General features: G+C 70.7%; 26 protein-coding genes. 15 read left to right on the top strand and 11 right to left on the bottom strand.

What is annotated here, in order from left to right:
- Positions 1 to 331: 331 nt before the first annotated feature.
- Together JHW38_RS23515 and JHW38_RS23510 are read left to right on the top strand one after the other, a co-directional pair.
- A complete protein-coding gene (locus tag JHW38_RS23515; RefSeq protein ID WP_207523693.1) occupies positions 332 to 1,303 on the top strand; it encodes an aldo/keto reductase in 972 nt (323 codons plus the stop codon).
- Positions 1,304 to 1,313: 10 nt separating this feature from the next.
- Complete coding sequence (locus JHW38_RS23510; protein WP_242691069.1) at positions 1,314 to 2,687, top strand: NTP/NDP exchange transporter; 1,374 nt, start codon at positions 1,314 to 1,316, stop codon at positions 2,685 to 2,687.
- Between the two features lie 42 nt (positions 2,688 to 2,729).
- Here the strand turns inward: JHW38_RS23510 and JHW38_RS23505 are convergent, their stop codons facing one another.
- A complete protein-coding gene (locus JHW38_RS23505; protein WP_207523692.1) occupies positions 2,730 to 3,377 on the bottom strand; it encodes an NAD(P)-dependent oxidoreductase in 648 nt (215 codons plus the stop codon).
- 82 nt (positions 3,378 to 3,459) lie between these two features.
- Between JHW38_RS23505 and JHW38_RS23500 the strand changes: the two genes are divergently transcribed.
- On the top strand, positions 3,460 to 4,380 hold the full coding sequence (locus JHW38_RS23500) for a LysR family transcriptional regulator (RefSeq protein ID WP_207523691.1): 921 nt from the start codon (positions 3,460 to 3,462) through the stop codon (positions 4,378 to 4,380).
- 141 nt (positions 4,381 to 4,521) lie between these two features.
- Here JHW38_RS23500 and JHW38_RS23495 read toward each other — a convergent pair whose 3' ends face one another.
- Both JHW38_RS23495 and JHW38_RS23490 read right to left on the bottom strand, forming a co-directional pair.
- Positions 4,522 to 5,418: a cyclase family protein gene (locus JHW38_RS23495; protein WP_242691068.1), complete on the bottom strand. Its 897-nt coding sequence runs from the start codon at positions 5,416 to 5,418 to the stop codon at positions 4,522 to 4,524.
- A gap of 233 nt (positions 5,419 to 5,651) precedes the next feature.
- Complete coding sequence (locus JHW38_RS23490) at positions 5,652 to 6,590, bottom strand: DMT family transporter (RefSeq protein ID WP_207523690.1); 939 nt, start codon at positions 6,588 to 6,590, stop codon at positions 5,652 to 5,654.
- Here JHW38_RS23490 and JHW38_RS23485 point away from each other — a divergent pair.
- Complete coding sequence (locus JHW38_RS23485; RefSeq protein WP_207523689.1) at positions 6,589 to 6,840, top strand: hypothetical protein; 252 nt, start codon at positions 6,589 to 6,591, stop codon at positions 6,838 to 6,840. The two genes, JHW38_RS23490 and JHW38_RS23485, sit on opposite strands and share 2 nt — an antisense overlap.
- Before the next feature lie 267 nt (positions 6,841 to 7,107).
- Here JHW38_RS23485 and JHW38_RS23480 read toward each other — a convergent pair whose 3' ends face one another.
- Entirely contained in the window at positions 7,108 to 7,404 is a 297-nt protein-coding gene (locus JHW38_RS23480) for a cupin domain-containing protein (RefSeq protein WP_207523688.1), read from the bottom strand.
- A 136-nt stretch (positions 7,405 to 7,540) separates the two neighbouring features.
- Between JHW38_RS23480 and JHW38_RS23475 the strand changes: the two genes are divergently transcribed.
- On the top strand, positions 7,541 to 8,425 hold the full coding sequence (locus JHW38_RS23475) for a LysR substrate-binding domain-containing protein (RefSeq protein ID WP_207523687.1): 885 nt from the start codon (positions 7,541 to 7,543) through the stop codon (positions 8,423 to 8,425).
- A 124-nt stretch (positions 8,426 to 8,549) separates the two neighbouring features.
- Here the strand turns inward: JHW38_RS23475 and JHW38_RS23470 are convergent, their stop codons facing one another.
- From JHW38_RS23470 to JHW38_RS23460, 3 genes are all read right to left on the bottom strand, one after another.
- Positions 8,550 to 8,936, bottom strand: a complete 387-nt coding sequence (locus JHW38_RS23470; protein ID WP_207523686.1) for a TfoX/Sxy family protein — start codon at positions 8,934 to 8,936, stop codon at positions 8,550 to 8,552.
- Positions 8,937 to 8,961: 25 nt separating this feature from the next.
- Complete coding sequence (locus JHW38_RS23465) at positions 8,962 to 11,412, bottom strand: TonB-dependent receptor plug domain-containing protein (RefSeq protein WP_207523685.1); 2,451 nt, start codon at positions 11,410 to 11,412, stop codon at positions 8,962 to 8,964.
- 284 nt (positions 11,413 to 11,696) lie between these two features.
- Entirely contained in the window at positions 11,697 to 13,133 is a 1,437-nt protein-coding gene (locus JHW38_RS23460) for a M1 family metallopeptidase (RefSeq protein WP_242691067.1), read from the bottom strand.
- Positions 13,134 to 13,569: 436 nt separating this feature from the next.
- Between JHW38_RS23460 and JHW38_RS23455 the strand changes: the two genes are divergently transcribed.
- Both JHW38_RS23455 and JHW38_RS23450 read left to right on the top strand, forming a co-directional pair.
- Entirely contained in the window at positions 13,570 to 14,757 is a 1,188-nt protein-coding gene (locus tag JHW38_RS23455) for a glycoside hydrolase family 64 protein (protein WP_207523684.1), read from the top strand.
- 370 nt (positions 14,758 to 15,127) lie between these two features.
- Positions 15,128 to 15,523: a DoxX family protein gene (locus JHW38_RS23450; RefSeq protein WP_207523683.1), complete on the top strand. Its 396-nt coding sequence runs from the start codon at positions 15,128 to 15,130 to the stop codon at positions 15,521 to 15,523.
- 357 nt (positions 15,524 to 15,880) lie between these two features.
- On the opposite strand, the gene dbpA is transcribed toward JHW38_RS23450, so the two are convergent.
- Positions 15,881 to 17,293 carry an ATP-dependent RNA helicase DbpA gene (dbpA, locus tag JHW38_RS23445; RefSeq protein WP_207523682.1) on the bottom strand — a complete coding sequence of 471 codons (1,413 nt, stop codon included), beginning with the start codon at positions 17,291 to 17,293 and terminating at the stop codon, positions 15,881 to 15,883.
- Between the two features lie 73 nt (positions 17,294 to 17,366).
- Between dbpA and JHW38_RS23440 the strand changes: the two genes are divergently transcribed.
- From JHW38_RS23440 to JHW38_RS23415, 6 genes are all read left to right on the top strand, one after another.
- Positions 17,367 to 17,831, top strand: a complete 465-nt coding sequence (locus JHW38_RS23440) for a hypothetical protein (protein ID WP_207523681.1) — start codon at positions 17,367 to 17,369, stop codon at positions 17,829 to 17,831.
- Between the two features lie 105 nt (positions 17,832 to 17,936).
- Positions 17,937 to 18,443, top strand: a complete 507-nt coding sequence (locus JHW38_RS23435) for a GreA/GreB family elongation factor (RefSeq protein ID WP_242691065.1) — start codon at positions 17,937 to 17,939, stop codon at positions 18,441 to 18,443.
- 359 nt (positions 18,444 to 18,802) lie between these two features.
- Entirely contained in the window at positions 18,803 to 19,798 is a 996-nt protein-coding gene (locus tag JHW38_RS23430) for an acyl-CoA desaturase (protein ID WP_207523680.1), read from the top strand.
- Positions 19,795 to 20,871: an SRPBCC family protein gene (locus JHW38_RS23425; RefSeq protein WP_207523679.1), complete on the top strand. Its 1,077-nt coding sequence runs from the start codon at positions 19,795 to 19,797 to the stop codon at positions 20,869 to 20,871. Before JHW38_RS23430 ends, JHW38_RS23425 begins: the two co-directional genes overlap by 4 nt.
- Positions 20,872 to 21,072: 201 nt before the next feature.
- Positions 21,073 to 21,537 (top strand): RNA polymerase sigma factor, encoded by a 465-nt coding sequence (locus JHW38_RS23420; RefSeq protein WP_428995337.1) that lies wholly within the window; start codon positions 21,073 to 21,075, stop codon positions 21,535 to 21,537.
- Between the two features lie 28 nt (positions 21,538 to 21,565).
- On the top strand, positions 21,566 to 22,243 hold the full coding sequence (locus tag JHW38_RS23415) for a serine/threonine protein kinase (protein WP_207523678.1): 678 nt from the start codon (positions 21,566 to 21,568) through the stop codon (positions 22,241 to 22,243).
- 27 nt (positions 22,244 to 22,270) lie between these two features.
- On the opposite strand, the gene JHW38_RS23410 is transcribed toward JHW38_RS23415, so the two are convergent.
- Entirely contained in the window at positions 22,271 to 22,594 is a 324-nt protein-coding gene (locus JHW38_RS23410; protein WP_207523677.1) for a metalloregulator ArsR/SmtB family transcription factor, read from the bottom strand.
- A gap of 140 nt (positions 22,595 to 22,734) precedes the next feature.
- Between JHW38_RS23410 and JHW38_RS23405 the strand changes: the two genes are divergently transcribed.
- Complete coding sequence (locus tag JHW38_RS23405; protein WP_074863767.1) at positions 22,735 to 22,992, top strand: GIY-YIG nuclease family protein; 258 nt, start codon at positions 22,735 to 22,737, stop codon at positions 22,990 to 22,992.
- A gap of 4 nt (positions 22,993 to 22,996) precedes the next feature.
- Here JHW38_RS23405 and JHW38_RS23400 read toward each other — a convergent pair whose 3' ends face one another.
- A complete protein-coding gene (locus tag JHW38_RS23400; RefSeq protein ID WP_207523676.1) occupies positions 22,997 to 23,386 on the bottom strand; it encodes an MAPEG family protein in 390 nt (129 codons plus the stop codon).
- Positions 23,387 to 23,483: 97 nt separating this feature from the next.
- Entirely contained in the window at positions 23,484 to 24,476 is a 993-nt protein-coding gene (locus JHW38_RS23395) for a zinc-dependent alcohol dehydrogenase family protein (RefSeq protein WP_207523675.1), read from the bottom strand.
- A gap of 144 nt (positions 24,477 to 24,620) precedes the next feature.
- On the opposite strand from JHW38_RS23395, the gene JHW38_RS23390 reads away from it, so the two are divergent.
- Positions 24,621 to 24,845 (top strand): RNA-binding S4 domain-containing protein, encoded by a 225-nt coding sequence (locus JHW38_RS23390; protein ID WP_207523674.1) that lies wholly within the window; start codon positions 24,621 to 24,623, stop codon positions 24,843 to 24,845.
- The last annotated feature ends 277 nt before the right edge of the window (positions 24,846 to 25,122 follow it).

Here is a 25,122-nt window from a genome sequence, read left to right as displayed (position 1 = left end):
CGTTTCGATCCGAAGCCGCGCTGCGCTCCGACCGAACCGCGTCGGAGTCGAAGCGCCTCCCGCAAGCGGGGCCGTCGAGACCTGCGCGGATCTCCGCGCGATCCGATGCTGTAGCGCACAACGCCGCAACGCCGATCCATGACCATCGGCACAGCGCGCGCCGCCGCTAACGCGCGCGCGGCCGCCGTTCCTGTCGTTCAGCGGTACCGCGCGATGACATTTCTGTCAGCCGCGGCCCCGGCCGCGCCGGCGCGGCTAGGCTCGAACCATCCCGCGACGCAAGCCTACGCGTCGCGATGTCCGCGCCCTTCACCACCGCACAGGATTCGTCATGGCCAACCGTCGCGATTTCCTCCACACCGCTGTGCTCTCCTCCGCCGCTCTCGCACTGGCGCCGCTGGCCGCGTGCAGTCAAGAAAACCCCGCGCCGGCGCAGGCCGGCGCAGCGCCCGTCGAGGCCGAAAAACCGTTCTCCGGCACCTTGCTCAAACGCGAGATCCCGGCCACCGGCGAACGCATCCCGGTAATCGGCATGGGCACCTCGGGCAGTTTCGAAGTCGGCAGCGACGCCGCCGCGCGCGCGCCGCTGCGCGAGGCGCTGCAACGCTTCGTCGCCGCCGGCGCGACGGTGGTCGATACCGCGCCGACGTATTCCAGCGCCGAGGATGCGCTGGGCGACCTGGTCGCCGACGCCAAGGCCCGCGACAAACTGTTCATCGCGACCAAACTTTCCGGCGTGACCGGACGCGAGCAAGGCCTGGCGCAGTTCCAGGAGTCGCTGCGCCGCCTGCGCACCGACCGCATCGACCTGTTGCAGGTGCACAACCTGCAGGACACCCGCACCCAGCTGGCGCTGGCGCGCGAGCTCAAGCAGCAGGGCAAGGTGCGGCTGGTCGGGCTCACCCACTACCGCGAACACGCGCAGGAACAGCTCGCCCAGGAGATGCGCGCGCTCAAGCCCGATTTCGTCCAGATCAACTATTCGCCGGTGTCGCGCGGCGCCGAACGCACGATCTTTCCGCTCGCGCGCGATCTCGGCATCGCGGTGATGATCAACCGCGCGTTCGAGGACGGGCGCTTGTTCGCCCAGGTCAAGGGCAAGCCGCTGCCGGCGTGGGCGGCGGAGGTCGGCGCCGATTCGTGGGCGCAGCTGTTGCTCAAATTCGCGCTCAGCGATCCGGCGGCGACGGTGGTGATTCCGGCCACGTCCAAGCCGAAGAACCAGACCGACAACCTGCGCGCCGGCACCGGCGCGATGCTCGACGCGAAGCAGCGCGACGCCCTGATCGCGGCGATCGGTTGAGGCGCGCGCCATGGCCGCTCCGCAACCGCCCGCCGCCGCGCCCGCGCCCGGCGCGCTGAACCGCTGGGCCGCGCGCAGCTTCGCCATCGCCGCCGGCGAAACCGCGCCGGCGCTGGCCGGCGCGCTGATGTTCGCGTTGTTGTTCGCCGGCTATTTCATGCTGCGCCCGGTGCGCGAAACCATGGGCATCGCCGGCGGCGTCGACAACCTGCAATGGCTGTTCACCGGCACCTTCCTGGCCACACTGGCGACGATGCCGCTGTTCGGCTGGCTGGCCGCGCGCGCGCGCCGGCGCCGGGTGCTGCCGTGGACCTTCGCCGCGTTCGCCGCGATCCTGGCCGGCTTCGCCGCGGCGATGCTGATGCGGCCGGACGATGTGTGGGTCGCGCGCGCGTTCTACATCTGGCTGTCGGTGTTCAACCTGATCGCGATCTCGCTGGCCTGGAGCGTGCTCGCCGACCTGATGCCGGGCGCGCAGGCGCGCCGCACCTTCGCGTTGATGGCCTCCGGCGCCAGCCTCGGCGGCCTGCTCGGGCCGACCCTCGGCGTGCTGCTGGTGCGGCCGATCGGCCACGCCGGCCTGTTGCTGCTGGCCGCGGCGCTGCTGCTGGCCTCGGCCGCGGCGGCGCAGTGGTTGCAGCGTTGGCGCGATGCGCACCCGCTGCCGCCGGCGCAGGCCGGCGACCGCGACGCGCAGGCGCGCGAGCGGCCGCTCGGCGGCAGCCCGTTCGCCGGGCTCACCGATGTGTTGCGCTCGCCTTACCTGCTCGGCATCGCCGCGTTCGTGGTGCTGTTGGCCAGCGTCAGCACGTTTCTGTATTTCGAACAGGCGCGGCTGGTCGAGGCGACGTATCCGGATCGCGCCGATCAGACCCGGGTGTTCGGGATCATCGATATCGTGGTGCAGAGCCTGGCGATCGCGTCGCAGTTGTTTTTGACCGGGCGCTTGGCGCAAAAACTTGGGGTTGGCGTGCTTCTTGTGGCGGTGCCGTTGGTTACCGTTGTTGGCTTCGGTTGGCTCGCCTTCGCCCCGACCTTCGCCGTGCTCGCGGTGGTGATGGTGCTGCGCCGCGCCGGCGAGTACGCGCTGGTGCGGCCGGGCCGCGAGATGCTGTTCACCGAAGTGCCGGCGCAGCAGCGCTACAAGGCCAAGAACTTCATCGACTCGGTGGTCTACCGCGGCGGCGACGCGGTCAGCGGCTGGGCCAAGGCGCTGGCCGATGCGTTGGCGCAGCAGCCGGCGATCGTGGCGGGGCTCGGCGCCCTGATCGCGCTGGCGTGGGCCGGCACCGGCTTCGGTCTCGCGCGCGCTCAAGCGCGGCGCGCGGCGACCGAACAGGCCGCCGCGCCGAGACTCACCGAAGCGAACCCGGCGAGCGGTTGAAACGCTACGCGGCGGGCGCGATATCGCGCCCGCCGTGCAGGATCAGTAGGCCAGGGTGAAACGCTTGCGCGAATGCGCCGGCTGTTCCAGCTCGTCGATCAGCGCCACCGCGTAGTCCTGCACCGAGATGTTGCTGTCGCCGTTGCCGTCGACCAGCAACTGGTCGCCGCCGAGGCGGAAGCGGCCGGTGCGCTCGCCGGGCACCAAGTGCGCGGCCGGCGACAGGAAGCTCCAGTCCAGCTCGCGCTCGTCGCGCAGGGTGTTCAGCACCTTGCGCATCGCCTCGGCGCCGCCGCGGTATTCGTCGGGGAAGCCCGGCTGGTCGAGCACCTGCTGGCCCGGCGCGATCTCCAGGCTGCCGGCGCCGCCGACCACCAACAGGCGCGGCACGCCGGCCTGCTTGGCCGCGGCGACGATCTGGGCATAGCCGGCGACGGTATCGGCGAGCAGATTCGGGTTCTTCCAACCGCCGGCGTTGAACGAGGCGATCACCGCTTCGTGGCCGCGCAGCAGGCCGGCGAGCGCGGCCGGATCGCCGCCGATGGTGGCCGCCTTCGCGGTCAGGCCGGCATGGGCCGGCAACGCATCGACGTTGCGGGCCACGGCGGTGACGCGGTGGCCGCGGTTCAGGGCTTCTTCGAGCACGGCGCGGCCGACGTAGCCGGTGGCGCCGATCAGGACGATGTTCATGGGGAACTCCCGTGGTGTGAGGACGGGATATAGTCTGTCCGCTAACAGGTCCGGCGATAATCCGGCCCGAGGAACTAGGACTATGAAGCTGGACTTCACGATAGACCGCCTCAAGCGCATGGCCCTGTTCGCCCGCGTGGTCGAGCTGGGGTCGATGAGCGCGGCCGCGCGCGAGCTCGACATGACCCCCTCGGCGGTCAGCCAGCAACTGCGCCAGCTCGAGGCCGAGACCGGGGTGGCGCTGCTGCACCGCTCGACCCGCAAGCTCAGCACCACCGAGATCGGCCAGGCCTATTACGAGGAATGCGCGGCGATGCTGCACGCCGCGCGCGGCGCCGACCTGCGCCTGGGCGACCTGCGCGAGGAGCCGCGCGGCGAACTGCGCATCGCCGTGCCGGTCGGCTTCGCCCAGCATCTGGCGCCGGCGCTGGCGCCGCTGCTGCGCGCGCATCCGGCGCTGGCGCTGCGGATCTTCGCCGACGACCGCCAGATCGACCTGATCGGCGAACGCATCGATCTGGCGATCCGGGTCGGCCGCCTGCTCGATTCGAACCTGGTCGCGCGGCGCATGGCCGAGTGGCGGCACCTGTTGGTGGCTTCGACCGAATACGCGCAGGCGCACGGCCTGCCGCGCACGCCGGAGGAACTGGCCGAGCACCCGATGCTGATCCTCAGCGTCATCAACCAGCCCGAATACGTCGACCTGTACGCCGATGGCGAACCCTTGCGGCGGGTGCGCGTCGGCGGACGCATCGTCGCCAACAACTCGCGCGTGGTCGGGCAGATGATGCTGCAGGGGCTCGGCATCGTGCGCCTGCCCGAGCCCGATGCGATGCCGCTGGTCGACGACGGCCGCGCGGTGCTGGTGCTGCCGCAATGGCGGATGCCGCCGCTGGGCGTGTTCGCGGTGACTGCGCAGCGCGAGCCGCAACCGGCCAAGGTGCGGCTGGCGATCGCGGCGTTGCAGGCGTATTTGCAGCAGTTGAAGTTCGGCCCGGGCTGAAAGAACGGCGTCGCGGCTCGAACGCCCTGCCACTCGAACGGGCCGGCTGGGCCGCTCGTTCGCAGCAATCGAAGTTCGGTCTTGCCCGAAAGAAAAGCATCGGGCCCGAAGGCGCGGCGCGTTCCTGGCGGCCGCAGCGCGTCAGCCCTGCAACTTCGCCAACGCCCGCACCGGAAACGTCCCCATCCCCTTCACCTTCGGCGGCACCGCGCTGAAGCTGAAACCCGCGTCCGGCAACGCCGCCAGATTGCGCAGGTGCTCGACGATCAGGATCCCCGCACCGAGCAGGGTCGAATGCACCGGCCGCGACTTGCCCGCGGTGTCGTCGATGTTCATCGAATCGATCCCGACCAGACGCACGCCGCAATCGCGCAGCCACACCGCCGCGGCTTCGGTCAGGAACGGATGGCCGACGCCGTAGGCCGGCGTGCCGAAATGCCGGTCCCAGCCGGTGTGCACCAGCACCGCGCGCCCGCGCAGTTCCAGGCCGCGGAACTGCGCGTCGTCGATCGCCTGCAGCGAGGCCGGCACGCGCACCACCAGCGCGTCGAGGTCGGCGCAGTCCTCCGGGCCGATCTGCGACAGGTCCTTGCCGTCGGCGTAGCGATGCGACGGGCAATCGATATAGGTGCCGGTGTTGGCGACCATGTCGATGCGGCCGATGTGGAATTCGGTGCCCTCGGCGTAAATCCCGCGCGAAGCCTCGCGGCTGAGGTAATCGCAGATGTGCGCCGCCGGCATGCCCGGATAGGTCACCAGGCCGTCTTCGATGGTGTGGCTCAGGTCGACGTAGCGCACCGCGCCGCTTTCCAGCGCGCCGGCCGCGCGCTTGTGCGGTTCGGTCAGAATGGTCTTGTTGAGGATGCGGATCGGCCCGGCCATCAGCAGGCGCAGGTCGCGCACGATGTAGGCCGCGAGTTCGGCGTCGGCGATGTCCTCGCCGTCGATGTCGAGGCGGAAGCCCTGGCCTTGCAGGCCGCCGCCGTTGGTGAATTCCACTTCGAAGTCGAACTGCACGCGGTGCTGGATCGGGGTCACGCGGGGGCTCCGGTCGTGGGGGATCGGGTGGGAAGTATCGAGAAGGTGGTGGCGCTAGCGCTCTTGCTCGTCATTCCCGCGAACGCGGGAATCCAGAGACTTCAGAGTCATGCATCGATGAAGCCCTGGATTCCCGCATTCGCGGGAATGACGGCGGGCGGTGTCGCGAGGTTGCGGCGCTTCGGCTCTCGCCTGTCGTTCCTGCAGAAGCGGAAACGGCCGGCGGCATCGCCTTACTTCGCCGCGCGCTGACTCATCGCCACGCTGCCCAAAATCAGCGCCCCCGCGATCAGCATCGTGAGCGTCAGCGGCTCGCCGAGCAGCATCCAGCCCCAGGCCACGCCGAACAGCGGCACCAGGTAGGTCACCGCGACCGCGCGGCCGGCGCCGATGCGCTGGATCAGCCGGTAGTACATGACGAAGGCGATGCCGGTGCAGAGCACGCCGAGCATGCTCGCCGACAGCCACGACTTGGCCGGAATCGCGTGATCGGGCCAGGAGGCGATCGCGAACGGCAGGGTCAGCAGCGCCGAGCTGCCCAGCGTCGCCGCAGCGACCGCCGCGGCCGGCAGGCCGGTCAGCTGGCGCCGCACCAGGTTGGCGCCGATGCCGTACAGGAACGCGGCCGCGCAACCCGCCGCGACCGCCCAGCCGATGCTGGCGCCGGCGGTCTTGCCGCTGGCCAGCACCACCACGCCGGCGAAACCGGCCAGCAGCGCGACCGCGCGCTGCGCGCCGATCTTCTCGCCGAAGAACAGGAAGCCGACCAGCGCGGTGAACAGCACCGCCATCGAATTGGTGATCGCGCCGACTCCGGCCGGCGCGCGCTGCGCGGCCCAGGCGAACAGCGCGAACGGCACCGCCGAATTGATCACGCCGATCAAGGCCAGCTTGGCCCAGATCTTGGCGCCGCGGAACGAGTCGCGCGCTTTCCACAGGAACGGCAACAGGATCAGCGCGCCGAGGCCCAGGCGCATCTCCACCAGCGGCAGCGCGCCGAAGTCCTTGGCGGCCACGCGCATGAACAGGAACGAGCCGCCCCAGATCGCGCCGAGCACGGTCAGTTCCAGCGGCGTGCGCCAGCCGGCGCGGGCGGAATCGGCGGCGGCCGGGGCGGGCGCGGAGGCGGAGGCGTTGGGCGTCACGGTGGCGGCGAGTTCGGGGGAACGCATGCGCAAGATCCTCTGGAACGGCGGCCGCGCGCTGCGGCCGCTGGCGGGGGAAGTACGGCCGCGCCCGCCTCGCGGCGGCGCGGCCGGCGCGACGGCGGCGGGCGCCGTTGCGCGGACTATCGGCGAACCTGGGCCGGAAATGCCCCGGTTCGATGGCAATATCCGCGCGCATCCGGCGCGCGGATATCCGGATTCGGACAGGGATCCGCGCAGGGCGGATTCGGTTGCGCTTGGATCGGGGCGGCTTTAATCGAGCGCGCCTGGATCGAGCGCCGCTTCGATCGGGCATGCATCGATCCACCGCGCATCGATCGGTTCCGCTCCGGTCGCGCCTGCTCCAATCCAACGCGCCCCAACACAACGCGCTCCAACACAACGCGTCCCAATCCAACGCGCTCGAATCGAACTCGCCCGGATCGAACGCCTGCCCACCCGGCTCGCCCGATCAGTTTCGCCCGACTCCACCGCGCATCGCTTCGGCCCGGACCGAAACGAAGCGCGCGCCGCGGCAGCGCGCTCAGACGTCCAGAATCGCCAAGGTGCCGCCGCTGCCCGGCGCCACCGCGTGCGGCACGCCGGCGGGCACCACGTAAAGCTGCCCCGCGCCGACCTCGACGATCTCGCCGCCGACGCTCAGGCGCATCGCGCCGTCGAGCACCAACAGGCCTTCGGCGAAGTCGTGGGTTTCTTCCTCGTAGGCGCCGGCGTCCATGCGCAACAGTTTGAAGTTGGCGCCGCCGAAGCGGCCGACCACGGTCGAACGCCACGCGGCAGGCAGTTCGGCGGAGGTCGCAAGCAGGTCGATGAGGCTCATGCGCGGATGTCGGAAGGCGGGTCTTCGCGGGCTGCGACGACAATCTGGCTTTTCCCTGGCGCCTATTCTGACTGGCCCGGAACCCGACGCAAGCGCATACTTTGGCACCCAGCCACAAATTTCACTTGAGGCTCCGATGGCCCTGCGAGCGGACTGGCTTCCGGCCCTGGCGGCGTTCGAGGCGGCGGCGCGCCACCAGAACTTCGCCCACGCCGCCGAGGAACTGCACCTCACCGCCAGCGCGGTCAGCCACCACGTGCGCAAGCTGGAAAGCCGGCTCGGGGTGAGCTTGTTCCAGCGCCATGCGCGCGGGGTCGCGCTGACCGCGCAGGGCCGCCAGTTGGCCGATGCCGCCGGCACCGCGCTGGCCGACGTCGACGGCGTGCTGCGCAGCCTGCGCCTGGCGCGCGAGGAGCGCGACCGGGTCCGCATCACCACCCTGCACTCGCTGGCCTACACCTGGCTGCTGCCGCGCCTGCCCGAGTTCACCCGCGCGCATCCGCACATCCAGCTCAGCGTCGATACCGAAATCGCGCTGGCCCGCTTCGACGACGGCGGCCCCGACCTCGGCATCCGCCACGGCGCCGGCCACTGGCCCGGGCTGACCTCGCACTGGCTGATGGACGACGCGCTGTTTCCGGTGACTTCGCCGCGCACGCCCGGCGTCGACGCCATCGTCGAACCGGCGCAGATCGCCGAGCTGCCGCTGATCGCCGACCACGCCCGCCAGGGCTGGCACGACTGGTTCCGCGCCGCCGGCGTGCACGGGCGCAAGCTCGAGGAGCGCTACACCTTCAGCGACACCACCGACGCGCTGATGGCCGCCGCGCACGGTCTCGGCGCGGCGCTCGCGCGCGAGCAGATCGTGGTGCCGTACCTGCGCTCGGGCCAGCTGATCCGGCTGCCGGGGCCGAAGATGACGGCGCGCTGGCAGTACTACGCGATCTATCCGGCGCACCGGCGGCTGCGGCCGGCGGCGCGGGCGTTTCTGGATTGGCTGCTGGCCACGGAAAAGGAATAACCGGTTCACTACCTGCAGGAGCGGCGCGAGCCGCGACCGCGACAACGCAACTACGGCGAAGGTTGCGGCGTAGTTGCATTGTCGCGGTCGCGGCTCGCGCCGCTCCTACAGTCGGATGCTCACATCAGCGCGACGGCTTTTTCTTCGCGACCTTCTTGGCCGCGCGCTTCTTCGCCGGCCGCTTCTTCGCCGCCTTGCGCGCCGCCGCCTCCCACGCCAACTCCAGCCACGGCCGCATCTCCTGCGGCGACTCCATCGCTTCTTCCGGCACCGTCCAGTAACTGGTCGGCACAGTCTCGCCGCGCCGCGCGTACAGGAAAGGCGAACACCCCGCCGCCCGGAACCGCGGCAGGGTCTGTTCGTCGGTCTTCAGATAAAGCGTTTCGTCCGACAGCAATCCGATCATGGTGCCGTCGCGGTACACGCCGTGCCCGCCGAACATCCGGCGCGCGTCGAGCGCGCCGAAGCCGGCGGACAGGTCGTGCAGGTGGGCGATCAGGTCCTCGTGCATGGCCCGATCCTACCCCTGGCGCCGATCAGAACTTATGCCAAAGACGCACGAAATACGCTGCGCCGTTCAAGCCGAACTGCACGCTGTCGAAGATGTGGCCGTTGTCGGTCTCGTTCGGGTCCTGCCGGGTCGGCTTGACGTTGAGGAGGTTGGAGCCGCCGACGGTCAGCTTGGTGTTGTCGCTGAAGGCGTAGGTCACGCTGAGGTCGGCCGAGGCCTTGGCCTTGTAGCGCGCGTTCGGCACGCCCGCGGCGGTGCCGGAGAAGGTGCCGAGCGTCTGCGGGCCGAAGTAGATCGCCTTGATGTTGCCTTCCCACGCGCCGCGGCTGAGGTCGAAGCCGAGCACCGCCTTCGACCGCGGCGCGCCCTGCTCGATGAACAGCCGCTCGCGTTCGGACAACAGCACGTCCTCGCGCCCGACCAGCGACGGCGGCGCGTGGATCGCGCGGACCTTGGTGCGGTTGAGGTTCAAGGCGAAGAAGGTGCCGAGCTTGAAGTCGTTGCCGAGTTCGCGTTGGTTGTTGAAGGTGAAGTCAAGGCCTTCGGTGCGGGTGTCGACCGAGTTGACGAAGAACTGCGCCTGGCCGACCTGCAGCGCGCGCAAGGCGGTGCCGATGACCGGATCGTCGTCGCCGAAGCGGCCGCTGAGCACGATGCGGTCGTCGATGTCGATGCGGTAGGCGTCGAGCGTCAGCGAGGTGTCGGCGGTCGGCGACCAGGTCAGGCCGAGGGTGTAGTTGTGCGACTTCTCGTTGGTCAGCGCCGGCAGCCCGGCCAGGTTGGCCAGGGCGCCGCCGTTGGGCGCGATGACCACGTCGACCGGCTCGCCGTTGACGAAGTCGGTGATGGTCGAGGAGAAGTACTTCTGCTGCAGCGACGGCGCGCGGAAACCGGTGCTGGCCGAGGCGCGGAACATCAGTGTGTCGGTGGCGCGGAAACCGGCGGCGAGCTTGCCGGTGGTGGTGTTGCCGAAGTCGCTGTAGTCCTCGTAGCGCACCGCCACGCCGGCGGTGAAGCGCTCGGTGAAGTCGGCTTCGACGTCGGCGTACGCGGCCCAGCTGTCGCGGCTGTGGCCGCCGGCGTCGCTGGGGCGGAAGCCCGGGAAGCCCTGGCTGCCGGCGTTGCCGCCGTCGGAGTCGCCGTCGTAGTCGAGGTAGGAACCCGGCTCGCCGGCGAAGATCTTGTAGCGCTCGTCGCGGCGCTCCAGGCCGAACGCGACGTTGAGGCCGCGGAAGATGTGGTCGTAGAACCGGTTGACGTCGAAGTTGATCGTGTTCTGTTCGAACGAGAACCCGCCCGCGTCGAAGCTGCGCGGGCTGATGCCCTTGCCGCCGTTGAGCAGGTCGAGATTCGCCAGCGAGGCGTTGAGGGTGTTGTTGATCGTATAGCGCAGCTTGCTGTAGCCGTAGGTGTAGGACAGGTCGGCGTTCCACTCGCCCATCGCCCAGCGCGCGCCGAGGATGCCGAAGCGGTCGTCGATGTCGCCGTCGATGAACGGCACGAAGCCGTTCGGGTACATCGCCGCGGAATTGCGCGAGGGGATGTCTTCCGAACCGATGCCGTCGCGCGCGAACGCGGCCGAAGAAGCGTCGCGCTGCTGCACGCCGAGGGTGAAGTACAGGTCGACGTTCTCGGTCAGCGGCTTGTCGCCGTTGAGGAACAGGGTTTGGTTCTTGACCTTGGAGTCGCCGATGATGCGCGGGCTGCCGGCCGGCTCGGAGCGGTCGGAACGGCCGCGGTCCTGCCATTCGCCGGTGATGCCGAGGGTGCCGTCGCTGCCGAGGCCGAAGCCGCAATACGCGCTGGCCAGCCAGTTTTCGCCGTCGCCCTTGGAGTACTGGCCGTAGCCGGCGACGGCCTCGCAGCCCTTGCGCTTCTTCAGCGAGATGTTCATGACCCCGGCGATGGCGTCGGAGCCGTACTGCGCGGCGGCGCCGTCGCGCAGGATCTCGACGCTGTCGATCGCCATCAGCGGAATCGTGTTGAGGTCGGTGCCGGTGTTGCCGCGGTTGCGCGCGCCGAACAGGTTCAGCAGCGCGGTGGTGTGGTGGCGCTTGCCGTTGACCAGCACCAGGGTCTGGTCCGAACCCAGGCCGCGCAGCGCGGCCGAGTCGACCAGGTCGGCGCCGTCGGCGCCGCTCTGGCGGGTCGAGTTGAACGAGGGCGCGGCGTATTGCAGCGACTGGGCGAGGTCGAACTGCGCGCCTTCTTCGGTGTTCTTGGCCATCGGCAGCACGTCGACCGGCGAGATCGAGGTGGTGTCGGACGAACGCTGGGCGCGGCGCGAGCCGAGCACCGATACGGTTCCCAGGGTCCGCGTTTCGCTGGCCTCCTGCGCCGTCGGCTGCGCCGCTTCCTGGGCGAACGCGCTGCCGGCGAACAGGCTGCCGCCGAGCCACAGGGCGCAGCCGAGCGCACGGTACAGCGGTGCGCGGCGCGGACGGGCGTGGCGGGGGGCGAAGCGAGGCTGGGTCATGGCGGGGTCCTTGCGGTGGCTGGGCGGGGCGATCCCCTAGCCTAAAGCCAAGACGACCGTTCGCGCACAGCGTCGGACCCGGAAATGTGAAGTCGGAAGCGTGACCGCGGACCGGCGGTTGCGGCGACGGCGGTCGGACGCGCGACGTGCGCGGCGTAGCGCCGCGCGCCGCCGCAAGGCGGGCCGGCGCGGCCGCGGCGCGCGGTCCGGTTGCGCCGACGCGCGGCCGCGCGCGCGCCGCTACGCGTATACGCTCGCGCGCGATCCGTCCTCGCCCGCCGGTCTTACTTCGCCGCCTCGCTCTTGGCCGCGGCTTCGGTCTTCGCCGGCTCGGCGCCGTCGACCCAGCGCGCGAAGAACGCCGACAGGTCGCGGCCGCTGGCGCGCTCCATCACCTTGCGCAAGTCCGCGCTGGTCACCGAATGCCCGTAGTAGGCGCGGGTGTAGGTGCGCACGCCGCGCCAGAACGCGCGCTCGCCGACCTCCTCGCGCAGCAGGTGCAGGACGTAGGCGCCCTTCTGGTAGACCACCGCGCGGTCGTCGGCGCTGGGCTTGTTCCAGACCGCATAGACCAGGGCGTGGTCCTTGCCGCTCTCGCGCAGCTTGTCGACCCGCTTCTTCCAGGCCTCGACCCGCTCGCGATACGCGTCCTCGCCGTAGCGGTGCTGCAGGTAAGCCGCGGTCATGAAGTTGGCGAAGCCCTCGTTGAGCCAGAACTGGCCCCAATCGAGGTTGGTGACCATGTTGCCCCACCACTGGTGCGCCAGCTCGTGCGCGATCAGGCCCTGCGCTTCGGGCTTTTCCAGCACCTCGCGGCCGTAGGCCTCCGACAGCAGGCCGATGCCGTCGAGCTCCTGGCCGATGGTCTTGGCGACCAGCACCTGGGTGTAGGGGCCGCGGTAGCGGATGCCGGCGCGGCGGCCGAAGAACCGCATCATGTCGGCGGTGTCGGCGAACACCTGGCGCAGCTGCGCGCTCTGCAGGTCGGCCGACAGGAAGCGCAGCTCGCCGTTCTCGCCGTTGCCGCCGGCCTCGTTGTAGCGGCCGGCGGCGAAGCCGTAGACGTAGCTCGGCATCGGCTGGTCCTGGCGCCAGCGATAGGAATCGCGGCGCCCGCCGAGCGCCGACTTCGACACCAGCCGGCCGTTGCCGGCGGCCTTGAGGCCGCTGGGCACGGTCAGGGTCAGGTCGAAGCTGGCGCGTTCGGACGGCGCGTCGATGCACACCAGCCACTGGCTGGTCGAGAAGATCGTGTAGACCTCGCTGCGGTCGGGATGGAACTCCAGGCCGTAGCGCGGCGCGCCGCGGTAGGCGATGTCGATCTCGTGGCGCTCGCCGAACTTGCCCGGCTTGGGCAGGCGCACGCGCAGGCGCTGCTCGCTCTTGTCGAAGGCCAGCGCGCGGCCGTGCTCGGAGACCTTGTCGATCTCCAGATCGCCGGCGTCGAACTCCAGGTGCTGGGCGCCGTCGGCGCGCAGGGCCAGGCGGATCGAGACCTGGCCGCGCAGGGTCTTGGCGACGATGTCCGGCTCGATCCGCGCGGTGTAGTGCAGCACGTCGAGATTGGCCCCGGCGCGCGCGGCCGGCGCAGCGGTTGCGGCGGCCGGCCCGGCCTGCGGCGCGGCCGCGGCGGCCAGCGGCGCCGCCAGCAGCGCCGCGGCGAGCGCGCGCACGCAGCTTGCGCGCAGGCGGCGGAAGGAAAGGATCGGGGCGGCTGGCATCGGCGGTTCGTCCTGCGCTGCGCGGCGCCGCGGCGCCGCGTTCCTGATTGCATTGGGGGCCAGTCGCCGCCGGCATCTCCGGCCGGCCGCGACAAGACCGCCGATGATCGCGCAACCGGGCGCGCGGCTGAACCCACTTTTGGCGGAGGCCGACCCATGCGCGGGGCAAGCCGGCAGATGCGGTAAACCGCCATGCGCATTCAGTTTCGACGGTAATCGCTTTCCCGCGTTCCGGCCGCCGCCGCGCGGGCATGCGGCGCGGCGATCTGCGGCCGCGATCACTGACAGCGCTGTCAACCACAGGACAAGGTGCGGACCGTGGGCGCGCCGCGCCCGCATCCGTCCACGCAAGTCCGTCCACGCAAGCCCACCGGCTTCGTCGCGCCGAGCGCGCGCCTACTCCGCCGTCGCGCTTGCCTCACCAGGAGCCGCAACGATGGTCACCCGCCGCACCTTCCTCGGCGCCAGCGCCGCCGCGCTCGCCGTACCGCTGCTGCCGCGCAACGCCCTCGCCGCCACCCCGGCGCGCTTCAACCTCGCCCTGCTCAACGCGTCCGGCCAGAACACCGCCTACGCCTACGTCACCGGTTTCGACAACGGCCGGCCGGTGTTCGTGCGCGCCGACGGCAGCGCCTATTACCCGCCCTCGCCGTCCGCGCCGGTGACGCCGCTGGGCGCGGACTGCGCGATTCCGCTCGGCGCCAACGGCACGACCGTGCGGGTCTCGGTACCGCGCATGTACGGCGCGCGCATCTACCTGGTCACCGGCAGCAAGCTGAACTTCTACGTCAATCCGGGCCCGGCGGTGGTGCACCCCAGCTTCCTCAACACCAGCGACACCAACTTCAACAAGAACTGGACCTTCGCCGAGTTCACCTTCAACGAGTACGAGCTGTTCTCCAACATCAGCTACGTCGACTTCGTCGCCGCGCCGCTGGGGCTGTCGCTGCGCTCGCTGTCCGGACGCGTGGAGACCATTCCGGGGCTGCCGGCGGCGTCGCTGGATCCGATCTGCTATTCGCTGCAACAGCAGGCCACGCAGGAAGGTTCGGCCTGGAATTCGCTGATCCAGCGCGGCCCGGACGGACGCAACCTGCGCGCGATGAGCGCGCACTACCAGGCCGCGCGCTTCCAGAACTACCTGACCGGCTACATCGACGCGTGCTGGAACAAGTACCGCAACACCACGCTGACCGTCGACACCCAATCCGGCTTCGGCGTGCTGACCGCGCGCGTGGGCGGCGACAATCTGCTGCGCTTCAACAACGGCGAAGCCTTCGCCAAGCCGAGCACCGCCGACGTGCTCAGCTGCGACAGCGGGCCCTTCAGCCTCGGCGGCGCCAGCGAGGTGCGCAAGGCGATCATCCCGCGCCTGGCCGCGGCGCTGAACCGCACCACCCTGCTCGACAACGCCAACCAGCCCAACGGCGAAGTCGCCAGCCGCTTCTACCGCAACGCCCAGACCAACCACTACGCGCGGCTGGTGCACGAACGGCTGCCGGACAACCGCGGCTACGCCTTCCCGTACGACGACGTCACCGCCAGCGGCGGCCCGGATTTCAGCGGCGCGGCGCGTTCGGGCGATCCGGATACGCTGACGGTGACGTTGCGGGCGCTGCGCTGAGGCAGCGGGTCCGCAGTCGAAGGCTTCGAAGCAACTCCCCTCCCGCAACGGCCCCTGGCGGACCGCTGTTGCGGGAGGGGCCTCGGTCCCGATGCGTTGCGCGCGGCCGTGCGAGGGATTTCAGTCCCGGCGCTTTGCGCACAGCGGTGGGAGAGACTTCGGTCTTGAGGTTCTGCGCCCGACGCTTCCCGCACGACTGTGGGAGGGACTTGAGTCCCGACGCCTTCCGCTCAAGGCGCCGCGCTCTGCGACAAGAGCATCGGGACTGAAGTCCCTTCCAGCATCCGCGCCGGCGCATCGGCCACGGCTTCACAGCGCCTGCGCCGCTGCGGCGCGATCCTGACGGCCACCTTCATCGAAGCGAGCCGCCATGAACGCCGAGCGCTGTTCCGACCTGGGCAAACTGATCCTGCGCCTGAGCCTGGGCGCGCTGATCCTGATGCACGGCATCGCCAAGCTGCGCGGCGGCACCGCGGGCATCGTCGGCATGGTCGAATCGCACGGGCTGCCCGGCTTCCTCGGCTACGGCGTGCTGCTCGGCGAAGTGCTCGGCCCGGCGCTGCTGATCCTGGGCTGGCATGCGCGCATCGGCGCGGTGCTGGTGGCCGGCAACATGCTGGTGGCGCTGGCGCTGGTCCACCTCGGCCAGCTCGGCCAGCTCAACGAACAGGGCGGCTGGGCGATCGAATTGCAGGCGATGTTCCTGGCGACGGCCGCGGCGGTCGCGCTGCTGGGGCCGGGCCGGTATTCGCTCTACGGCAAATGATGCTCAGCGTTGCGGCGGGTGACGTCGCAAGCGTGGTGTCGCGGTCGCGACTCGCGTCGCTCCTACAGTCGGACATCGCAGCCGCGGGCTCGCCCTGTAGGAGCGACGCAAGTCGCGACTGCGACGCTGCGACTACGTCGAAAGCCCATCCCCGACACCGCCCCCAACCACCAGCGCGCAATCGCGAGTCGACATCGCAGCCACCGGCACGCCCTGTAGGAGCGACGCGAGTCGCGACCGCGACGCTGCGACTACGCCGAAAGCCCACCCCCGACTCCACCGCAACGACCCGCGCGCACCGCCGCGGCCGAACCACCGCCACGGCCGGCAGCAGTCGCCCGCCGCCCCGCCACCGGCTTACAACCGGTTGACCCGGAACTTGCGCCCCTTGATCTTGCCCTCGCGCAACCGCGCCAGCGCCGCGGCGGCCTGCCCGCGCGCGACGGCGACGTACGAGCGCGTGGCGAACACGTTGATCTTGCCGACCGCCTCGGCCTTGAGCCCGGCCTCGCCGGTCAGCGCGCCGAGGATGTCGCCCGGGCGCAGCTTGTCGGTCTTGCCGGCGTCGATGCGCAAGGTCGCCATCGGCGCGGCCGGCGCATTGCGGGCCTTGCCGCCGAGCGGCTGGGCGCTGCGCCATTGCAGCGGCGCGCCCATGCGTTCGGCGATCTGCTCGGCGCGCGCGTTCTCGCGCGGGCCGCACAGGCTCAGCGCGACGCCGCCGCGGCCGGCGCGGCCGGTGCGGCCGATGCGGTGCACGTACACGTCCGGATCGGTCGGCAGGTCGTAGTTCACCACCGCGCCGAGGTCTTCCACGTCGAGCCCGCGCGCGGCCACGTCGCTGGCGACCAGCACGTTGCAGCTGCGGTTGGCGAAGCGCACCAGCACTTCGTCGCGGTCGCGCTGCTCCATCTCGCCGTGCAGGGCCAGCGCGGTGAAGCCGTAGTGTTCGAGCGAACCGACCACTTCCTCGGTGTCCTTGCGCATGTTGCAGAACACCACACACGACTCGGGCCGGTATTCGAGCAACAGCGCGCCGAGCAGCGGCGTCTTGCGCCCGGCTTCGACTTCGTAGAAATACTGTTCGATGCGCGGCGCCGAAGCGCCGCCCTCGACCGTGACCTCGACCGGATCGCGCAAGGCGTTGCGGCCCAGCTCGCGGATCGCATCGGGGAAGGTGGCCGAGAACAGCAGGCCCTGGCGGGTCTTCGGCGTCTTGCGCACGATCTCGCGCACCGCGTCCTCGAAGCCCATGTCGAACATCCGGTCGGCTTCGTCGAACACCAGCGTGCGCAGGCCGTCGAGCTTCAGCGCGCCGTGGCGCAGCAGTTCCTGCAGGCGCCCCGGCGTGCCGACGGCGACGTGCGGCGGGTGTTCCAGCGAAGCCAACTGCGGCCCCAGCGGCATGCCGCCGCACAGCACCGAGACCTTGAGGTTGGCGACGGCGAAGGCGAGCTTGCGCAGCTGCTGGCCGACCTGATCGGCCAGCTCGCGGGTCGGGCACAGCACCAGCGCCTGGGTGCGGATCGCCGCCGGGTCGAGCCGGTGCAGCAGGCCCAGGCCGAACGCCGCGGTCTTGCCGCTGCCGGTCGGGGCCTGGGCGAGCACGTCGCGGCCGTCGAGGATCGCCGGCAGCGCGCGCGCCTGCACCGGGGTCATGGCGGTGTAGCCGAGCGCGGCCACGCCCTGGAGCAGGGCCGGGCTGAGGGAAAGGGTGTCGAAACCGGCCGCGGCCGGGGCGGCGGGGGCCGCGGGGGTGTTGGAATCCATGCGCCATGATCGCAGGTTCGGCTGGTGTTGGGACTCTGGGTTCGGGCGCCGGAGGTGCGGGGGCCTGCGGGGTTTGGGTTTTAGGGCTCGGGGTTTTAGGGCTTCGGCGGCGGCGGCAGGGCGACGCGGCTTCGGTTGGTGGTGGGAGTTCAGCCTCATCCACGTCGAACGCTGGAGCTTCCTCGCGTTCTCGTTCCTGATCGGCTACGTGGTGGTGCTGTTCGTGCTGTGCACGCTGCTGTTCCCCGACGACATCCGCGACTACCAGGATTGGCGCGATTACTTCTATTCGCGCCGGCATTGGCTGTTCGGAATCATGGCGCTGTCGTACGCGATCGACTTCGGCGACACCCTGATCAAGGGCAAGCGCTACTTCGAAGCCTTCGGCCTGGAATATCCGCTGCGCAACCTCGCCTACTTCGCGCTGTGCCTGATTGCCATGCGCACCCGCAACGAGCGCTTCCACGCGACCTTCGCGCTCGCCGGCCTGCTGTATCAGCTGTCGTGGATCTACCGCCTGTACGACTTCGTCGGCTGAATCGGCCAGCCGGCAAATCCGGCAAAGCGCGCACCCGTTCGCGCTCACCTTGTGACAACGTTGGCTGTCTTACCTTCGGCCGATGTCTGTCTTGCCCGCCCCCGCATGAGCCGCGCCTTCGTCAGGGAGGGCGACGGCGAATCCGATCCCGGCGCGCTGCCGGAACTGCCGATCAGCGAACACCCCAACTACGTCACCCCGCGCGGCATGATGCTGCTGCGCGCGCGCTTGAACGAGGCCGGGCGGGAGTTGCAGGCGCTGGACCGCGCGGTCGAGCGCGAGGCGGTCGGCGCGCGCCTGGAGCGCGCGCACGTGCAGCGCGAGATCCGCTGGCTGCAGGCGCGCATTCTCGGCGCGATCACGATCGCGCCCGAGCGCCAGCCCGCCGACCGGGTCGCGTTCGGCGCGCGCGTGGAGATGTCCGACGACGACGAGCGCGAGTATCGCTACCGCATCGTCGGCGAGGACGAGGCCGATCCCGAGCGCGGCCTGATCAGCTGGGTCTCGCCGCTGGCGCGCGCGCTGCACGGCGCGCGCGTGGGCGACAGCGTGGTGTGGAAGCGGCCGGCCGGCGACATCGCGGTGGAAGTGCTGGCGATCGAGTACGGCTGAGGGGCCGCGGCGGTTCCGACGCGAGGCGGGGCGGGTCACCAGCGGCGGCTCGCCGTTCTGCGCTGTTGCGCGTGCTTCGCGATCTGCATCGCGCGCTTGACTGCATTCCTGCGCTGCCGAACCAGCGGCCGCGCAAGCGCGCCCTCACCCCAGCCCTCTCCCGCAAGCGGGAGAGGGAGTCCGAACGCCTGCCTTCTCCCCCGTCCTCCATCGACCGCCCGTCGGCGCCCGCTTGACGCCGCCCGCACCCGCGCAGAATGATTTAGCAAATTAGTTAATTGCTGAATGCATGCATTACGCGCCGGCAGGAGCCTGCGCCGGGGCCGCTCCGGCCATGCAGCGCGCCAAGGACCCAGGTCATGAACCCTCGCTCCGACGACACCTTGCCCGCCAGCCTGCGCGACCATCGCGTCCGCGCGCGCCCCGCCCTGGCCGATTCGATCCGCAGCGTCAGCGCCGGCCGAGTGAAGTGGGAACCGGTGCGCTCGCTGTGGTTCACCGCGATGGCGCTCGGCGCCGCGGTCGGCGGCGCGCTGACCTTCAGCTGGGCCGCGTTCGCGCTGTTCGCTGTCTCCACCGCGGCCGTGCTGCTGCTCGGCCATTCGCTGGGCATGCACCGCAAGCTGATCCACGACAGCTTCGCCTGCCCGAAATGGCTGGAATACCTGCTGGTGTACTGCGGCGTGCAGGTCGGCCTGGCCGGGCCGATCGGGCTGGTGCGCACTCACGACCTGCGCGACTACGCCCAGCGCCTGCCGCACTGTCACGACTACCTCGCCCACCGCCGCGGCCCGCTGCAGGACGCGTGGTGGCAATTGCACTGCGAACTGCGCCTGGACGCGCCGCCGCGGATCGAACTGGAACCGCGCATCGCGAACGACCGCGTCTACCGCTTCCTGCAACGCACCTGGATGTGGCAACACCTGCCGTGGGCGCTCGCGTTCTTCGCCATCGGCGGCTGGGGCTGGGTGTTCTGGGGCGTGTGCGCGCGGGTCGCCGCGGGCGTGTTCGGCCACTGGCTGATCGGCTACTTCGCCCACAACCACGGCGGCATGCACCACGAAGTGCGCGGCGCCGCGGTGCAGGGCCGCAACGTGCGCTTCGCCTCGCTGCTGACGATGGGCGAGTGCTGGCACAACAACCACCACGCGTTTCCGGGTTCGGCGCGGCTCGGGCTGTATCCGGGCGAATGGGATCCGGGCTGGTGGCTGCTGCGCGCGCTGGAGCGGGCCGGGCTGGTCAGCGCGCTGCGCCTGCCCGAACACCTGCCGCCGCGCGAGGAGCTGCATTGTCTCGACGCCGCGCTGTCGCCTGCGAACGCTCCCGTTTCCCTGCAATCGATCCCGAGCCGATGAACGACCCGAACTCCGAGCCGAACCCGCCCGCCCCGTCGCCCGCCGAACCGCCGCCGCTGCCGCCCGACGCCCAGGCCGCCTACGCCGCGCGGGCAGCGAAAATGCGCCGCTTCGACCTCCCCTTCGCTGCGCTCTTGCCGGTCTTCGGCGGCGCCCTGATCGGCCTGGTGTTACGCCTGATCTTCAACGGCGCGCCCGGCAGCGCCTGGGCGCCGATGCTCGTGGTCTTCATCCTGATCGCGCCGGTCGTCATCGGCGCGGTCACGGTCTACCTCGCCGAGCGCCGGCAAGCGCGCGGGCTGCGCTACCACTTCTTCGCGCCGTGGCTCAGCGTCGGCCTGTGCATGGCCGGAGCGATGCTGTTCGTGCTCGAAGGCGCGATCTGCGTGGCGCTGATCTTTCCGCTGTACGCCCTGCTCGGCTCGATCGGCGGCATGCTGATGGGCGCGCTGTGCCGCTGGGCCGGCTGGTCGAAGACGCCGACGGTCTACAGCCTGGCGTTCCTGCCGGTCGTGCTGACCTTGTTCGGCGTCGGCCACGACGAGCCGTCGCGGATCGATCGGGTCGAACGCAGCGTCCTGGTCCAGGCTGCGCCGGAGACGGTGTGGCGGCAGTTGCTCGACGCCGACCACATCCGCGCCGCCGAGGTCGACCGCGCCTGGATGTACCGCATCGGCGTGCCCACGCCGCTGGCCGGGCTGACCCACGAGGACGCCGCGGGCCTCACCCGCGAAGTGCGCATGGGCAAGGGCATCCACTTCCGCCAGCGCTCGGCCGACTGGCAGCCGGGGCGTTACGTGCAGTGGCAATACCAGTTCGCGCCGGATTCGATCCCGGCCGGCGCGCTCGACGACCACGTCGAGATCGGCGGCCGCTACTTCGACCTCACCGGCACCCGCTACACCCTGGTCCCGCATGGCGCCGCCACCGAACTGCGCATCCGCATGGACTATCGGGTCAGCACCGGCTTCAACTGGTACGCCGCGCCGCTGGCGCGCTGGCTGATCGGCGACTTCAGCGACACCATCCTGCAGTTCTACCGCCACCGCGCCGAAACCGCCGCGGCGGCCTGAACCCGCGCCGCCCGGCCGGCGCGCGACGGCCCGGGCCGGTCCGCGCCTGTACCGCATGCGTCCGTTCGTCGCCGCAGGTGTGATGATTCGCCCCGGGGCGCGAATCACCCGGGCATGGACATCCAACGGACCGGCACGATGGCAGCGGCGCAAGGCGAACGCGGGGACGGCACGGCGGCGCGGCAGCGGCGCTTCGAAGCCCTGCTCGAAGCGCACCGCGGCATCGTCTACAAGGTCGCCGCCGGCTACGCCCGCGGCGAGGACGAACGCGCCGACCTGGCCCAGGACATCGCCGCGCAGCTGTGGCGCGCGTTTCCCGGCTACGACCCGCAGCGCAGTTTCTCGACCTGGATGTACCGCATCGCATTGAACGTGGCGATCTCGCATCTGCGCGAACGCAGCCGCCGCCACGACGCGCTGGCGCTGGACGAAGACCTGCACGCGCTGCCCGCCGACGACGGCGACAGCGCCGAGACCGCGCAGCGCCTGCAGCTGTTGCAGCGCCTGATCGCGCAGCAGCCGCCGCTGGACCGCGCCTTGCTGCTGCTTTACCTGGAAGACCGCGGCCATCGCGAAATCGCCGAAGTGCTCGGCCTCAGCGAAAGCAACGTCGCCACCAAGATCGGCCGGCTCAAGCAGCGCCTGCGCGCCGCGCTGGCCGACTGACATCCCCTCCCCCACACGCGACCCAGCCATGAGCGCACTGACGATGGAACTCGACGAACTCAAGCAGGTTTGGCAGGAACTCGGGCGCAAGCTCGACCGCCAGCACCGGTCGGAACGGTTGCGGCTGCGCGAGGAACGCGGCCGGCGCCTGCGCTCCGGGCTGCGCCCGCTGGTATGGGGACAGGCCTTGCAGATGGCGGCCGGCGTGCTGCTGACGGTCTGGGGCGCGCTGTTCTGGTCGGCGCATGCGCAGGCCGCGCACCTGATCGCGTTCGGCCTGATCCTGCAGTGCTACGGCATCGCCCTGATCGGCTGCGGCGCCTGGGTGCAGGCGCGCGTCGCCGCGATCGACTACGCCGCGCCGGTGCTGACCCTGCAGCGCCGGCTCGCCGACCTGCGCACGGCCTACGTGCGCGGCGGCCTGGGCGTGGGGCTGGCGTGGTGGCTGCTGTGGATGCCGGTGCTGGCCGCGATCCTGATGAGCCTGTTCGGCGCCGACCTGTACCGCAATGCGCCCGCGCTGTTCGCCATCGGCGGCGCGGTCGGCGCGGCCGGGCTGCTCGCCAGCCTCGGGTTCCTGCACTGGTCGCGCCAGCCGCAGCGTCCGCGCCTGGCCAAGGCGGTGGAAGACGGCGTTTCCGGCGTCAGCCTGCGCCGCGCGCAGGCGCTGCTGGAGGAAATCGAGCGCTTCGAACGCGAAGAATGAAGGCGCGTTCGACGCGGACTGTCCGGCTTACTTGCTTGCCGTCGCCTTGCGCGCCGCGCGCCGGCTTTCGCGCTTGAGCGGGCCGCCGACCGGGCAGATTTCGAACGCGAACTGGGTCAGCGTGTTGACCAGGCTGTCGGGCACCAGCTTGTAGACCACGAACTGGCCGCGCCGTTCGCTGCTGATCAGGCCGGCGTTGACCAGCACCGACAGATGCCGCGACACCGCCGGCGCGCTCATCTCGAAACGCGCGGCGATGTCGCCGGCGCTGAGCTCGCGCTCGGACAGGAACGCCAGGATCTGCCGGCGCGGCGACGAGGCCAGGGCTTCGAAGATCTTGTCCTGCGACATGGCGGCGGCGACGGCGGCGCGCCGGGGCGGCGCGGGAACGAGTATAGCCTTGATTACTTAACTAAATTGCTAAATGGGCGAACGCGGCTTTCCCCCGCTCCCGGCTCCTGTGCGACCGCTCCTCGCCTTACCCTATCCGCATGCCCTGGTACGTCTATCTCATCGAATGCACCGACGGCAGCCTCTACACCGGCATCGCCGTCGACGTGGAGCGCCGCTACGCCCAGCACGCCGCCGGCAAGGGCGCGCGCTACACCCGCGCGCATCCGCCGGCGCGCTTGCTGGCGCGGTTCGAACACCCCGACCGCGGCGCGGCGTTGCGCGCCGAATACGCGATCAAGCAGCTCACCCCGGCGGCCAAGCGCGCGCTGTGCGCGCAGGCGCAGGCCGCCGGCTGAGGCCTTACAGCAAGGCCCACAGCAGTTGCAGGATGCCCCACAGCGCGACCGCCCACACCGCCGAACGCAGGTACGGGATGCCGGCGGCATACACCGGCACGTAGACCAGCCGCGCCCAGAAATACAGTTGCGCGGCCAGCGCGGTGTGGTCGTTGCCGCGGCCGGCGATGGTCACCGCCAGCGCCAGCGCGGCGAACAGCGGAAAGGTTTCCAGGTAATTGCGCCAGGCCCGGTCCAGCCGCGCGGCCGCGCCGGTCAGCGGCTCGGGCGTGCCGTCGCGCGCGCCGGCATTCCAGCGCACGCCGCGCTGCGCGGTCATGAAAGCCGCGGCGATCAGCAGATGGGCGATGCCCAGCGCGGCCGACCACGCCAGCATTTGCAGTTCGGTGTTCATGCGCGACGCCTCGAAGGTTTGGATACGCCGCCGATGCTCGCACGAACGCGCGGCGCCGGGCCGCGCGTTCGTCGCAAGCCGTTCGTGCGGCCTGCCCTCAAACCTCGCCGTTCGGCAGGATCAGGATCTTGCCGTCGCGCTCGCCCGCCGCGGCCGCGGCTACCGCGTCCTTGATCCGCTCCAGCGGATAGGTCGCCTGCACCCGCGCCTGCAACTCGCCCGCGGCTACGCGTTGGGCGATCTCGCCGAACACTTCCGCGCGCCGCGCCGGGGTCGCTTGCTGGAACCAGCGCGACAGCCAGAACCCGCGCAGCGACACGTCGCGGAACACGAACGAGGCCGGCGAAATCTGGCAGGCCTCGCCGCTCATCGCGCCGTAGTTGACCACCACCCCGCCCTCGCCGAGCGACTGCGCGATGTGCTGGGTCGCCAGCCCGCCGACCGCATCGATGCCGAGCTTGATCGGCGTTTTCTGCGCCGCCTCGCGCGCGCGCTTGCCGAGGTCTTCGCCGTCGACCAGGACCACGTCGGCGCCGGCCGCGCGCACCGCCTCGACCGCCGACTCGCGCCGCACCACGTTGATCGTGCGCAGCCCGCGCGCCTTGGCCAGCTGGATCAGGTAGGTGCCCACGGCCGAATTGGCCGCGTTCTGGATCACCCAGTCGCCCGGCTCCAGCGCGACGATGTCGCTGAGCATCAGCAACGCGGTCGGCGGATTGATCGTGATCATCGCCAGCTGCTTGGGATCGGCGCCGTCGGGCAGCGCGATCAGATGCTTGGCGGTGCCGACCATGTGGGTCGCCCAACTGCCGCCCTGGATCGGCAGCAGCACGGTCTGGCCGAGCTTCAGGTTCGTCACTTCCGGCCCGAGCTCGGCGATGCGGCCCACGCCCTCGTTGCCGCCGACCGCCGGCAACGGCGGCAGCAGGCCGTATTCGCCGGTCAGGGTCAGCACGTCGGAGGGATTGATCGGCGCGGCCAGCACTTCGATCAGCACCTGGCCGGCGGCCAGCGGCGGGGTCTGGAACTCGACCGCGTCGATCACGTCCTGCGGCACCGGGCCGCGCCGCTCGTATAGGGCTCGCTTCATCGTGGACCTCTGTGGGATGGGCTGGACGGCGCCCGCGCGGGCGCCCTGCGGCCGAGAGTACGCCGGCGCGCGCGCAAACGTCTTGCGTCCAGGTCTCAGCGCTGCGACCCTGCCTGCCCGTCACCGCTGTCCGGCACCACCGCCATGCAACCGATCCAGTTCGAACTCGACCCCGCCCACGACTTCGTCGAACTCAACCAACTGCTCAAGCTCGCCGGCCTCGCCCACAGCGGCGGCACCGGCAAGGCCATCGTCGCCAGCGGCGCGGTGCGGGTCGACGGGCAGGTCGAGCTGCGCAAGACCTGCAAGATCCGCGCGGGGCAGGTGGTGGAGTGCGAGGGGGTGCGGATCGAGGTGGTGGCGGGCTGACGCCGATGTCGGCGCCCGTCGCCGCTGCGCCGCTGCCGGACGCGCACTGGCTCGGCATCCTGGGCGCCGCCGCGCAACCGGCAGCGGACCGCGAGGTGCCATGGTCGCAGGTCGGCTATCTCGACCTCCGCTTCGGGCCGGGTTCGCTGCGGAGACTGCATCACTGGCACTACGCCACGCTCGACAGGATCCTGCGCGCCGCCTCGCTGCCGGGCGCCTATGCCGAATCGCGCAGCGGCTTCGTCGGCGACGACCCGCAACTCGCCGAGACCATGGC

This window comes from Lysobacter enzymogenes (assembly GCF_017355525.1).
Lineage (GTDB): Bacteria > Pseudomonadota > Gammaproteobacteria > Xanthomonadales > Xanthomonadaceae > Lysobacter > Lysobacter enzymogenes_C.
This window is presented reverse-complemented; position numbering and strand designations above follow the sequence as displayed.